This window comes from Massilia sp. SYSU DXS3249, from assembly GCF_053668055.1.
This window is the reverse complement of the sequence record NZ_JBSIPX010000004.1, coordinates 293,551-306,116: the sequence shown is the minus strand read 5'-3', so window position 1 is coordinate 306,116 and position 12,566 is coordinate 293,551. Positions and strand designations below refer to the sequence as shown.

At 68.4% G+C, this 12,566-nt stretch carries 13 protein-coding genes; 5 read left to right on the top strand and 8 right to left on the bottom strand.

Annotation, left to right across the window (positions count from 1 at the left end):
• Nucleotides 1-115: 115 nt before the first annotated feature.
• A complete protein-coding gene (locus ACWCIA_RS07500; RefSeq protein WP_454161971.1) occupies nucleotides 116-442 on the bottom strand; it encodes an RnfH family protein in 327 nt (108 codons plus the stop codon).
• The gene (locus ACWCIA_RS07495; RefSeq protein WP_454161969.1) at nucleotides 435-866 is read right to left on the bottom strand and encodes a type II toxin-antitoxin system RatA family toxin; all 432 of its coding nucleotides are present in this window, start codon (nucleotides 864-866) and stop codon (nucleotides 435-437) included. Before ACWCIA_RS07495 ends, ACWCIA_RS07500 begins: the two co-directional genes overlap by 8 nt.
• Nucleotides 867-961: 95 nt before the next feature.
• Here ACWCIA_RS07495 and smpB point away from each other — a divergent pair, with 95 nt between their 5' ends.
• Nucleotides 962-1,411 (top strand): SsrA-binding protein SmpB, encoded by a 450-nt coding sequence (gene smpB, locus ACWCIA_RS07490; protein WP_136221348.1) that lies wholly within the window; start codon nucleotides 962-964, stop codon nucleotides 1,409-1,411.
• A 73-nt stretch (nucleotides 1,412-1,484) separates the two neighbouring features.
• Here the strand turns inward: smpB and ACWCIA_RS07485 are convergent, their stop codons facing one another.
• The 4 genes from ACWCIA_RS07485 to ACWCIA_RS07470 form a co-directional block, all read right to left on the bottom strand.
• Nucleotides 1,485-2,651, bottom strand: coding sequence for a multidrug effflux MFS transporter (locus tag ACWCIA_RS07485; protein ID WP_454161967.1), 1,167 nt, complete (start codon nucleotides 2,649-2,651; stop codon nucleotides 1,485-1,487).
• 118 nt (nucleotides 2,652-2,769) lie between these two features.
• A complete protein-coding gene (gene lepB, locus ACWCIA_RS07480) occupies nucleotides 2,770-3,453 on the bottom strand; it encodes a signal peptidase I (RefSeq protein WP_454161965.1) in 684 nt (227 codons plus the stop codon).
• A gap of 88 nt (nucleotides 3,454-3,541) precedes the next feature.
• A complete protein-coding gene (locus ACWCIA_RS07475) occupies nucleotides 3,542-3,718 on the bottom strand; it encodes a hypothetical protein (protein ID WP_454161963.1) in 177 nt (58 codons plus the stop codon).
• Nucleotides 3,715-4,914: a PepSY-associated TM helix domain-containing protein gene (locus ACWCIA_RS07470; protein ID WP_454161961.1), complete on the bottom strand. Its 1,200-nt coding sequence runs from the start codon at nucleotides 4,912-4,914 to the stop codon at nucleotides 3,715-3,717. The genes ACWCIA_RS07475 and ACWCIA_RS07470 overlap by 4 nt, the downstream gene beginning before the upstream one ends.
• A gap of 109 nt (nucleotides 4,915-5,023) precedes the next feature.
• On the opposite strand from ACWCIA_RS07470, the gene ACWCIA_RS07465 reads away from it, so the two are divergent.
• A complete protein-coding gene (locus ACWCIA_RS07465; protein WP_454161960.1) occupies nucleotides 5,024-7,228 on the top strand; it encodes a TonB-dependent receptor in 2,205 nt (734 codons plus the stop codon).
• A gap of 1 nt (nucleotide 7,229) precedes the next feature.
• Here the strand turns inward: ACWCIA_RS07465 and ACWCIA_RS07460 are convergent, their stop codons facing one another.
• Both ACWCIA_RS07460 and ACWCIA_RS07455 read right to left on the bottom strand, forming a co-directional pair.
• A complete protein-coding gene (locus ACWCIA_RS07460; RefSeq protein ID WP_454161959.1) occupies nucleotides 7,230-7,640 on the bottom strand; it encodes a hypothetical protein in 411 nt (136 codons plus the stop codon).
• A 127-nt stretch (nucleotides 7,641-7,767) separates the two neighbouring features.
• Nucleotides 7,768-9,960: a copper-transporting P-type ATPase gene (locus ACWCIA_RS07455; RefSeq protein WP_454161958.1), complete on the bottom strand. Its 2,193-nt coding sequence runs from the start codon at nucleotides 9,958-9,960 to the stop codon at nucleotides 7,768-7,770.
• A 224-nt stretch (nucleotides 9,961-10,184) separates the two neighbouring features.
• Here ACWCIA_RS07455 and ACWCIA_RS07450 point away from each other — a divergent pair, with 224 nt between their 5' ends.
• The 3 genes from ACWCIA_RS07450 (at nucleotide 10,185) to ACWCIA_RS07440 (ending at nucleotide 12,559) form a co-directional block, all read left to right on the top strand.
• Entirely contained in the window at nucleotides 10,185-10,595 is a 411-nt protein-coding gene (locus tag ACWCIA_RS07450) for a hypothetical protein (protein ID WP_454161957.1), read from the top strand.
• A gap of 143 nt (nucleotides 10,596-10,738) precedes the next feature.
• Nucleotides 10,739-11,122, top strand: coding sequence for a hypothetical protein (locus tag ACWCIA_RS07445; protein WP_454161956.1), 384 nt, complete (start codon nucleotides 10,739-10,741; stop codon nucleotides 11,120-11,122).
• Between the two features lie 15 nt (nucleotides 11,123-11,137).
• On the top strand, nucleotides 11,138-12,559 hold the full coding sequence (locus tag ACWCIA_RS07440; RefSeq protein ID WP_454161955.1) for a TolC family protein: 1,422 nt from the start codon (nucleotides 11,138-11,140) through the stop codon (nucleotides 12,557-12,559).
• The last annotated feature ends 7 nt before the right edge of the window (nucleotides 12,560-12,566 follow it).

The following is a 12,566-nucleotide window of genomic DNA, read 5'->3' as shown; positions in this document are numbered from 1 at the left end:
CGCCATGGTCGCCGCGTGCGTAGCGCACGGACAGCCAGCTATCTTATCAAGAATTCCCGTACGGAAACCATGCGGGTTGCGTTATTGCAACCGCTTTTTATGCAATGGGGATGTGTCAGGCCGCCGGGCTACTGCTGGCGGCGTCTTTCTTGGCGGCGCGCTTGCGGCGCGAATCCTTGGGGTCGGCGACGAGCGCCCGGTAGATTTCGATACGGTCGCGGTGGCGCAGGACGGTCTCGAGCGTCTTCTTCTTGGCGAAGATGCCGACCGGCTGGGTCACCAGGTTGATCTCGGGGAAGGCCAGCAGCACGCCGCTGCCTTCGATCGCCTGGCCGATCGTGGTGCCGGGCGCCACCTGCATCGTGTGCAGGAACTCTGCCGTCGGGGTGGCGTAGCAGACGACGACTTCCAACTGGGGCAACTGAGCGCCCTGCTCAGCCATAGACCACCTCGGCGCGCTTGCAGAAGGAGTCGACCATGCTGTTGGCGATCATGCCGAACACCGGGCCGACCAGCTGCGCCAGCAGGACGCTGGAGAACTCGTAGTGCATGTCGAAGTCGATCTTGCAGGCGTCGGCGCGCAGGGCCTTGAAATTCCAGGTGCCCTCGAGCATCTTAAAGGGGCCGTCGACGAGGTGCATCTTCATCTGCGTCGGGCGCATGTTGTGGTTCGAGGTGGTGAAGTGCTGCTTGACGCCGTGGAAGTTGATGCCGAGGCTGGCGACGAGCTTGTCGTCGGTGCGCTCGATCAGCTTGACGCCGCTGCACCATGGCAGGAACTTCGGATAATCTTCCACTTTCGCCACCAGATCGAACATCTGTTCAGCGCTGTAGCCCAAGAAAACTGATTTGTGCACTACTGCCATTGGTCAACCGTTTGTTATGATGTTGGACAAGTTGCATTTTGCGCCAACCTGGCGCACAGCCGTAGTTTAACCGACCCGCGAATTTTCGCTATTTCATGAGCATCGCAGACAACAAGAAAGCCTTTTTCGACTATTTCATCGAGGACCGCTACGAAGCGGGCCTGGTGCTGGAAGGTTGGGAAGTCAAAGCCATCCGCGAAGGCCGCGTGAACATCAAGGAAGCCTATGTCGTCGTGCGCGGCGACGAGCTGTTCCTGTTCGGCTGCCACGTGAGCGCCCTGACCACCGCCTCCTCCTTCAGCCACCCCGAAGCCCTGCGCACCCGCAAGCTGCTGCTGCACCGCGCCGAGATCGACAAGCTGCGCGGCAAGGTCGAGCGCTCGGGTTATACCCTCGTGCCGCTCAACCTGCATTACAAGGGCGGCCGCGTGAAGTGCGAGGTGGGCCTCGCCAAGGGCAAGAAGCAGCACGACAAGCGCGCCACCGAGAAGGACCGCGACGCCAAGCGGGAAGTGGCGTCGGCGATGAAGACGCATCGGCGGTGATCGCCGCCGGCAGGACGTAGGGTGGACGGGTCTCCCGTCCACGCGTTCAAGCGGCCCATGCATACCGCTGCACTCAAGCCAGCTTGCTCAACCTCCACGCCGCAAAACTCCCCGCCAGTCCCACCCCCACCCCGCAGGCCAGCTTGAACGCGCTGTCGAACAGCAGCGGCGCCACCAGTCCCGACACCAGCGCGAACGACATCATCTGGATGAAGCCCAGCATCGACGAGGCCAGCCCGCGGTTCTCCGGGAACAGCCCCAATGCATTCATCTGGATCGCCGGCATCGCCACCGCCAGGCCGAAGGTGTAGACCGCCAGCGGCAGCACGGCCCAGGGCACGGCGGCCGGGAAGAAGGCGTTGTAGCCGATGTTCAGCACCGCCGCCACCAGCATGGTCGTAAAGCCGATCCACTTCATGCGGCCTGGCGCCATGGTCGCCGCGCGCTTGCCGCCCCAGCCCGAACCGAGCACCATGCCGCCGATCAGGGGAATGAACATCCAGGCAAAGGCCGTCTCGGGCAGCCCGAGGATTTCCATCACGAAGTTGGCGGCCGAGCCGATGTAGAGCGAGAGGCCGCCGAAGGCCAGGCCCACCGACAGCGACAGCAGCAGGAACTGCGGATGGCGCAGCACCTTCAGGTAGTTGCGGGCGATGGTCCCCGGGTGGAAGGCCTGGCGCTTCTCGGCCGGCAGGCTCTCGGGCAGCAGGCGCAGGGTCATCGCGATCAGCAGCACGCCGAAGCCGGCCAGGAACAGGAAAGTGGAACGCCAGCCGAAGTGCACGTGCAGCCAGCCGCCGATGATGGGGGCGATGGCCGGGGCCAGGCCGAACACCATCATCATGTTCGACATCATCTTCTGCGCCTCGGCGCCCTTGAAGCGGTCCTGCACGATGGCCTGCCCCACCACCGAACCGGCGCCGGCCGACAGGCCCTGCAGCGCGCGGCAGGCCAGCAACCAGCCGAAGGTCGGGGCGAAGACGGCGCCGATCGAGCCGATCGTGTAGAGCACCAGGGCGACCAGGATCACGCGGCGCCGGCCGAAGGAATCGGACAGGGTGCCGTAGAACAGCATCATGAAGGCGAACGTGAACAGGAAGACCGAGAGGGTCTGCTGCACGGCCACCGGGCCGACCCCGAACTCGCGCCCGATCGCGGGCATGGACGGCAGGTAGGTGTCGATGGCGAGGGCGCCGGCCATGCCGAGGCAGGCCAGGACGACGGTAAGAATTCTGTGCATCGCGGACTTTCAAAACGACGCGCGCCGCAAAGAGGCGGCGCACGAATGGCAAACAAGGCGGCGATTGTACAGAGATTTCCGTCAGGACATCGGAGGCGGCCTCATTCCGCCGCCGCTTCTACTCCTTCAGCGCCATGCCGAAGCGCTCGAAGCGCGGCGCGTAGTGGCCGAGCATGTTGACCGAGACCATCAGGCGCTCGACGCGCCCGATCAGCAGGTTTCGCGGCACGGAACCGAAGTAGCGCGAGTCGGCGCTGTCGTCGCGGTTATCGCCGAGCATCAGGTACTCGCCCGCCGGCACCTTGACCGGGCCGAAGTCGCGCCCGAAGCCAGGGGCCTGCGGGATGATCTGGATAGTGTGGCGCGATTTTTCCACCCCTTCGCCCAGCGTCTCGCTCAGGCGCAGGGCCGCCACCTGCCCTGCCCCGCGCGGCTCCATCACCTGGCGCGCGTCCGCCACGGGCGCCTCGACGCCGTTGATGACGAGGCGCTCGCCGCGCAGCTCCACCACGTCGCCCGGCAGGCCGACCAGGCGCTTGACCAGGCGGGTGCCGTCCAGCGGCGAACTGAAGGTCACCACGTCGCCGCGCTGCGGCTCGCCGGTGTGCGCGAGGACATGGTCGGTCAGGGGCACCTTGACGTTGAAGGCGAGCCGGTTGACGAACACGACGTCGCCCTCCAGCAGCGTGGGCCGCATCGAGGCCGTGGGCACCGGGTTCCAGTCCGCGACCGCCGTCCGGAACACGCCGAACAGGCACATGAACAGCAAAAACCCCTTGTTGGCGCGGATGAAGCCCTTCATTGCAGTCTCCTGGTTGTGGTGTCGATGTCGACTTTATACCGGGAGTTTTTCTGCGCTTGCTTTGGAAATCCTTAAGGCTTTGGCAAGATCAGCGCGGCTTGCGGCGCAGCCCGTACCAGGCGCCCACCGCGACTGGCGCGCCGAGGGCAAAGGCGGAGACCAGGTCCCAGATTCCGTCGCCCAGCAAGGCGCTCACCAGGCCGATCATCGTCAGCACGCCGAGCAGGATCGGCATGCCCCAGACCGCCATGAAGCGGCCGCTCATCGCCCCTCCCCGCCGCGCGCCGCGGACAGGACAGGCGCGGGCTCGGGCGCCTGGCGCGACTGGCGCGCCGCCTCCACGTGCCGCTTCTCGGCCTGCCCGCGCTTGATCCACAGGTACAGGCCGCTGCCGAGGACGATGATCGTCGCCACGTCGAGCAGCGCCCACAGCAGCTGCATCCAGCCGCCGCCGTAGTCGCCGAAGTGCAGCGGCTGCGACACCAGCAGCGCCGTCAGGTACCAGGGCAGCTCGCGCTGGTCGGTGATCGCGCCGGTATGGGCGTCGATCAGCACCGGCTTGTACAGGCGCGACGAGAAGGCCTCGCTGCCGCGCATGTAGACGCCGTAGTGGTGCGTGCTGGCGAAGGGCGTGCCGGGGAAGGCCACGAAGGCGACCTGCATGCCCGGCGCCGCGCGCTCGGCCAGCTTCACCGCCGCGTCCATCGACGCCATCCGCGTTTCCTTCGGCGGCGGCAGGCCCTTGTAGGGCGCGAGCATGGCGGCCACCTCGGTCGACTGCCAGTATTTGAGCAGCACGTCGGCCCAGGTATTGACCATGCCGGTGGCGCCGACCACCAGCGCCCACACCAGGGTGACGATGCCGAGCAGGTTGTGCAGGTCGAGCCACTTCAAGCGGCTCGTGCGGCCATGGCGCACGGTGCCGAAGTCGAGCTTGCGCATGAAGGGCGCGTACAGCACCACCCCGCTGACGATGGCCACCAGCAGGAGCAGGCCCATCAAACCCAGGAAGAGCTTGCCGTACAGGCCCGCGAACAGGTCCACGTGCAGGCGGAACATGGTCGACATGAAGGCCCCGCCCTCGAAGGCCGGTTCGGTGATGACCTTCGCCGTGCGCGCATCGACCGCGATCGGCTTGTAGTGTTCGTCTTCCGGATGGTCGCCCAGGGTCACGTTCCAGATCGCCGGCTCGTCGATTTCCTGCGACATGTACATCATGATCTTGTTCGGATACAGGGCGCGGCCGGCGGCGATCACGTCGTCGAGGTTGGCGCGCGGCGGGTTCGCCTCCTGCGCGGCCGACAGCGTCGGCACCTCGACATCGTTGCCCAGCAGGTGGCCGATCTCGTGGTGATAGATCAGCGGCAGGCCGGTCAGGCACAGCAGGAGCATGAAGACGGTGCAGACCAGGCTGCTCCATTTGTGGATCCAGCTCCAGCGGCGTAGGGAAGTCGAGGACATAGGGACAAACATCGATGATGAGCGGCAAATGATAGTGGTTCTCATTTACATTCGCAAGCTTTGCACGCATAATAATGAGAACCATTCTCACTAATAACAAAACATCTTTATGAACCGCACACGTTTCGCCCTCACCCCGCTCGCCCTCGGCGCCCTCCTCCTCGCTTCCCAGGCCGCTGCCCAGACCGCCGAGCCGACGCCATCCGCCACACCCGAGCAACCCATCCAGACCGTGGTCGTCACCGCTTCGGCCGACGCCTCCGCCCAGGGCCTGCCGCGCGACTACGCCGGCGGCCAGGTGGCGCGCGGCGGGCGCCTCGGCCTGCTCGGCAATCTCGACATGATGGACACGCCCTTCAACGCGAACAACTACACGCAGGCGCTGATCCAGGACCAGCAAGCGCGCAGCGTGGCCGACGTGGTGCAGAACGATCCTTCGGTGCGCGTCGCGCGCGGCTTCGGCAACTACCAGGAGCTGTACGTGATCCGCGGCTTCGCCGTGAATTCGGACGACCTGGCCTACAACGGCCTGTACGGCCTGCTGCCGCGCCAGTTCGTGGCCTCCGAGCTGCTCGAGCGCGTGGAAGTGTTCCGCGGCGCGAACAGCTTCATCAACGGCGCGGCGCCGGGCGGCGGCGGCATCGGCGGCATGATCAACCTGGTGCCCAAGCGCGCCCCGAACGCGCCGCTGAACCGCGCCACGCTGGGCGTCGAGGGCGGCGGCCAGGTCTATGGCGCAGTCGACCTCGCGCGCCGCTTCGGCCCCGAGGACCGCGCCGGCCTGCGCATCAATGCGGTGCGGCGCGACGGCGAGACCGCCATCGACCGCGAGGAGCGCGAGCTCTCCGTGTTCTCGGTCGGCGCCGACTACCGCGGCAACGGCTACCGCGTCTCGGCCGACGTCGGCTACCAGAACCACCAGCTGCACAACGCGCGCCCGAGCGTGACGATGGCGGCCGGCCTGCCGGTGATCGAGGCGCCGGATTCCGACAGCAACTGGGCGCAACCGTGGACGATCTCGAAGGAACGCGACGTCTTCGGCACCCTGCGCGGCGAGCTCGATCTCGGCAAGGACGCGGTGGCCTGGGCCGCCTTCGGCGCGCGCAAGGGCGACGAGCTGAACGTGCTGACGACCACCACCATCACGGGCGTCAATGGCGACGCCAACATGAGCCGCTTCGACAACGTGCGCGAGGACGAGGTGCGCACCGGCGAAGTGGGCGTGCGCGGCTCGCTACGCACCGGCTTTGTGAAGCACAGCCTGTCGGCCACCGCATCGGGCTACCATTCGGAGTCGCGCAACGCCTTCGCCCTGGGCGACTTCGCGGGCTTTTTGACCAACATCTACCGCCCGGTCGACGTGGCCGAACCGCCGACCGGCTTCTTCCCGGGCGGGGACATGGCCGACCCGCTGCTGACCCGCAAGACCATCCTCTCCAGCGGCGCCATCGCCGACACGCTCTCCTTCATGGACGACAAGGTGCTGCTGACCGTCGGCCTGCGCCACCAGCGCATCAAGGATGCCGGTTTTGACTACGTCAGCGGCGTGGAAAATTCGCGCTACGAATCGAGCGCCAACACGCCGGTCGCGGGCCTGGTCTACAAGCCCTTCGATGGCCTGTCGCTGTATGCGAACTATATCGAGGCCCTGCAGCCCGGCGCGGTGGCGCCGGCGGCGGACAGCCAGGGCCGCCCCCTGACGAACCCGAACGCCGTGTTCGCGCCCTACCGCTCGCGCCAGAAGGAAATCGGCGCCAAGTACGATGGCGGCAAGCTGGGCATGAGCGCGGCCTTCTTTACCACCGCCCAGCCCCAGTCCTATATCCAGGACAGGACCTTCGGCCTGTTCGGCGAGCAGCGCAACCGCGGCGTCGAGCTGTCGGTGTTCGGCCTGCCCACGAAAGGCTTGCGCCTGCTGGGCGGCCTGACCCTGCTCGAGAGCGATCAACGCCGCACGGCGAGCGCCGCCCTCGAGGGACGCGACGCGATCGGCGTGCCGGAAGTCCAGTTCAACCTCGGCGCCGACTGGGACGTGCCGGGCGTGCCGGGCCTGTCCCTGAACGCGCGCGCCGTCTCGACCTCGAGCCAGTTCGCGGACGCCGCCAACACCCAGCGCGTGCCCGCCTGGACCCGCCTCGACCTCGGCGCCAGCTGGGCCACGCGCCTGATGGACCGCGAGCTCACGCTGCGCGCGCGCGTCGACAACGTCACGGGCAAGGACTACTGGGCGTCGGCCGGCGGCTACCCCGGCTTCGGCTACCTGGTGGCGGGTGCGCCGCGCACGGTCACGGTATCGGGGTCGATCGACTTCTGATTCAGGCCAGAGCCATGGCGGCCATCATTCCCAGGGTGACCGCCACCATCATCAGCAGGAAGAAGCCGACCAGCCGCCCGAAGCCGCGCAACCTTTCACCGCGCGGGCGGCTGACCAGCACGTAGACGAGGATCGCCAGCGGTTCGAGCAGCAGGATGGCGACGTTCGCCCACACCGAGCGGCGCACGCCGCGGGCGTCGCGGTCGAGCCGGAACCAGCAGAAGGTCAGGAAGCTCGACAGGAAAGCGGACAGCACCGACCACCACACCGGCTCCTGCACCTGCCGTTCTTCCGCCAGGCCGCTCATCAGGCCGGAGACGAACATCGTCACCAGGATCGCGGCCAGGATGCGGCGCGAGGCCGTGATGTGGTGCGGCGAATCGACGCCCGGGGTGCCTTGTTCGGTACTCATTTCTGCGTTCATTCATGACTTTCCGCTGTTACGCTTGTTGTGGTGTGGCGATCCGCGTCGCGCTGGCGAGCGGGCCGTCCGACTCGCCGGCTGGTAGCAGTAAATATCTTAAACGAAACTTTACGACTCAGCCTATGCGCGCGCTCCGCAGCCGCAGGGCGTTGCCGATGACGGAGACGGAACTCAGGCTCATCGCCAGCGCGGCAATCATCGGCGACAGCAGCTGCCCGGTCAGCGGATACAGCAGTCCCGCGGCCAGCGGTATGCCGAGCGCGTTGTAGACGAACGCGAAGCCGAGGTTCTGCCGCATGTTGCGCACCGTCTCGAGGGATAGCAGCCTCGACCGCGCAATCGCCCGCAGGTCCCCCTTGACCAGCGTGACATGGGCCGAATTGATGGCGACGTCGGTGCCGGTGCCCATGGCGATGCCGACGTCCGCCTTCGCCAGCGCCGGCGCGTCGTTGATGCCGTCGCCGGCCATCGCCACGACCTTCCCTTCGGCCTGCAGGCGCTCCACCAGCGCCAGCTTGTCGCGCGGCTTGACTTCGCCGTGGACCTCGTCGATGCCGAGCCGCGCCGCCACGGACTTCGCAGTGCTCGTCCCGTCGCCGGTCGCCATCGCGACCCGCAGGCCGGCGGCATGCAGCGCCGCCAGGGCTTCCGGGGTGGTGTTCTTGACGGGATCCGACACGGCGACGAGGCCGGCCAGTTGCCCGTCGAGTGCCGCGAGCACGACACTGGCCCCGGCCGCGCGCAGTTCTTCGGCCTGGCGCTGCAACGGCGTCCAGTCGACGCCTTCGCCCTCCATCAGCACCGTGTTACCCAGCACGACGCGCCGGCCCCGCAAGGTCACGCGCACGCCGATGCCGCTGGACGACTCGAAGGACTCCGGCTTGTCCAGGACCAGCCCGCGCCTGCGCGCTTCCGTGACGATGGCCTGCGCCAGCGGATGCTCGCTGCCCTGGTCGATGCCGGCTGCGATGCGCAGCACCTCGTCTTCGCCGAAGCCCGGCGCGGCGACCGCGCGGTCGAATGCCGGCTTGCCTTCGGTGAGCGTTCCCGTCTTGTCGACGATCAGGGTATCGACCTTGCGCATGGCCTCGATCGCCGCCGCGTCCCGGAACAGCACGCCCTGGGAAGCGGCGCGTCCGGTCGCGGCCGTGATCGACATCGGGGTAGCCAGGCCGAGCGCGCAGGGACAGGCGATGATCAGCACGGCGACCGCGTTGACGAAACCGTACACCCAGCCGGGATCGGGGCCGAAGAGGCCCCAGCCCAGCAGGGTCAGCAGCGAAATCGCCACGACGGCCAGCACGAAATAGCCCGCCACGAGGTCGGCCAGGCGCTGCATCGGCGCCCGCGAGCGCTGGGCTTGCGCCACCATCTGGACGATCTGCGCCAGCATGGTCTGCACGCCCACGCGTTCGGACCGGATCACCAGGCTGCCGCTGGTGTTGAGCGTCGCGCCGATCACCTTGTCGCCGGGCTGCTTGGTCACGGGAATCGGTTCGCCGGTGAGCATGGATTCGTCCACGGCGCTCTCGCCTTCGGTCACCACGCCGTCGACCGGGACCTTCTCGCCCGGGCGCACGCGCAGCGCGTCGCCGATGTGCACGTGCGACAGTGCGATGTCTTCCTCGGCGCCGTCCGGGCCGATGCGCCTTGCCATCCGCGGCGCGAGGCCAAGCAGGGACCGGATGGCCGCCGAGGTCTGCGAGCGGGCGCGCAGCTCCAGGACCTGGCCGAGCAGGGTCAGCGAGACGATGACGGCGGCGGCTTCGTAGTACACGCCGATCCGGCCGTGCGCGGCGAAGTCCGGCGGAAACAGGCCGGGGGCGAAGCTTGCCGTCACGCTGTAGCCGTACGCGGCCGCGACACCCAGCCCGATCAGGGTCCACATGTTGGGACTGCGGTTCCGGATCGACTGCATGGCGCGCACGAAGAACGGCCGGCCCGCCCACACGACGACCGGCGTGCTCAGTGCGAGCTCGATCCAGCCCTGCCAGGCCTGCCGGCCGCCGGGGAGACGGTGGCCGGCCATGGCCAGGACCGCCACGGCGATGGTCAGCGGGAGCGTCCACCAGAAACGCCGCCTGAAGTCGGCCAGCTCGGGCGGCTCGCCTTCGTCGGGCACCGGCAGCAGCGGCTCGAGCGCCATCCCGCAGATGGGACAAACTCCCGGTTCCGCTTGCCCGACCTCCGGGTGCATCGGGCAGGTATACATCGTGCCCGCAGGCGCGGCGGCGGGGATGGCAGCCGCCGTGGGGAGACGGTCGTGGCCCGGCGGCTGGCCCGGATGCGCATGAGAACGGTTTTCCATGGCTCCTCCTGTATCGGGAAGGCACATCCCGTAACGGGACTGCGCGCATCCAATGACGTCACTGTAAACCTTCCCGCAACCGGAAGGTCAAGTGCGCGCGCCTTCCGCGCCGCGGCGCTCGCGGGCCGCGTGCAACATGCCGGCTTTGGCCAGGCTTAAACCCGTTCACGCGCAAAACCGGCCATGCTATACTCGCCGCACCCATGAACCGCACGCTCAAGACATTGCTGGTCTGGCTCCTGATGGCCATCCTGCCGCTGCAAGCACTCGCTGCCAGCGTCGGGATGTCGTGCGCGCCGAACCACCGCGAATTCGCGGCAATGCCCGCGCCGGCCGGACAGGACATGGATGCCGGCATGCACGCCCATCACGGCGACCACGCCGGCAGCGGCGGCGGCGGCGGCGGCGAGGCAGTGTCCGTTGCCCAGACGCCGGACGCACAGGCGGAGCAGCACCCCCATTCATCCTGCAGCGCCTGCTCGGCGCTGTGCATCGGCGCGGTTGCGCCGCCTTCGGCCTTCCTCCCCGTACCCACCTTCGACGGCTCGGACGCCTTCCGCGCCGCGCCGTCGGCCCTGGTCCCCGGATTCATTCCGGAGGGCCTCCAGCGTCCTCCCCGGCGTCACGCCGCCTGATCCAGCCGAGCGCTGAGCGCGGCCCTTGCACGGCCCGCTGACGCCGGTTGCACCCGTTGCACCCGTTGCACCTTCTGCGCCTGTTTGCGTGCCCGTTCGCCTGCATCCTGCATGGCCGCGCACGCCGATCTTGAGGACTGACAATGAACCAGACATTCCTGGCCGCCATGCTTGGCGCCTTCCTGGCCGCGCCCTTCGCTGCGCTGGCCCAGCCAACTCCCGGCACGGCCGGCCCCGCCGATCCGGGCGCGGCCGTGACGCCGATCGTGTACGAATCGGTGTTCACGCGCCCCGTGCAGGCGGCAGAGCAGGCCACCCCCGACAAGCTCTGGCGTGCCGCCAACGAGGAGGTAGCCGCGTCCTCCGCGCACGCCGGCCATGGAACGCACCAGGCGGACGCCGCCCATGCGGGCCACGCCGGCGCCGTGCCGGCGGCCCAGCCCGCCCAGGCGCCCGCGCCGCGGCCTGCCGTGCCGCCGGCCCCGGCGCGCCAGCCTGCGCCCGTCGATCACAGCAAACATCACTGAGGCAAGCCAAGAACAATGAAGACACAGCCTTCTCTTCCAACGCTGCGCGCCCTCGCGGCGGGCGCCCTGGCCCTGGCCCTGGCCGGATGCTCCACGTTCTCCCGGGACGGCGGCCTCGATGCCGTCTCGGCCATGACGGCCGAGCGCAGCGGCCAGGACGTGCGCCTGCCGCGCGCTACCGGCGACGCCGATCCGGCCCGCGACGAGGTCGCGCGGCTCATGCAGGCCCCGCTGTCCGCCGACGATGCGGTGCGCGTGGCCCTGCTCAACAACCGCGGCCTGCGGGCCTCGCTCGCCGAGCTGGGCGTGGCCGAGGCCGACCTGGTGCAGGCGGGCCGGATGCGCAATCCCGGCTTCAGTTTCAGCCGTATGTCCGGCGGCGGCGAAACCGAGATCGAACGCAGCATCATGTTCGACCTGGTCGGCCTCGTGACCATTCCGCTGCGGCGCGATATCGAGGCGCGCCGCTTCGAGGGCGCCAGGCTGGCCGCCGCCGGCGAGGCCGTGCGCCTGGCGGCCGACACGCGCAAGGCCTGGTTCGCGGCGGTGGCAAGCGCCCAGGCGGCGCTCTACGCCGGGCAGGTACGCGAGGCAGCGGATGCAAGCGCAGAACTCTCACGGCGCATGGCCAGAGTCGGCAACCTGAGCGCACTGGACCAGGCGCGCGAGCAGGCCTTCTCGGCCGAGGCGGCCGCGCAGCTGGCGCGCGCGCGCCACGGGGCCCTGGCCGCGCGCGAGCAGCTTGCCCGCCTGATGGGCGTATGGGGCGCGCACACTGCCTTCCAGCTGCCCGACCGCCTCCCCGACCTGCCGGCTGCGCCACGCGAGGCCGCCAACATCGAAGCACTGGCGATGCAGCAGCGTCTCGACGTGCGCCTGGCCAGGCTCAATACCGAGTCGACCGCGCGCGCCCTGGGGCTAACCCGGGCCACGGGCTTCGTCAACGTGCTCGACGCCGGCTACGCCAACACCAGCAAGTCCGGCTCGCCGCGCGAGAACGGCTACGAGATCGAGCTTGCCATCCCCGTCTTCGACTGGGGCGGCGCGCGCGTGGCCAAGGCGCAGGCGCTCTACATGCAGTCCGTGCACCGCACCGCGCATACGGCGACGGTGGCGCGCTCCCAGGTGCGCGAATCCTATTCCGCCTACCGCACCGCCTACGACGTCGCGAAGCAGTACCGGGACGAAGTCGTTCCGCTCCAGAAGAAGATCTCCGAGGAGACCCTGCTGCGCTACAACGGCATGCTGATGAGCGTCTTCGAACTGCTGGCCGACGCCCGCAGCCAGATCAACGGCGTCAACGCGTCCATCCAGGCGCAGCGCGACTACTGGGTCGCGGAGACCGACCTGCAGGCGGCCATCAACGGCAGCGGCGGCGGCAGCGGCACGGTCTCGCCCGCGGCATCCGCCCCGGCCGAAGCGGCACCCGAACATTGAACAAGGA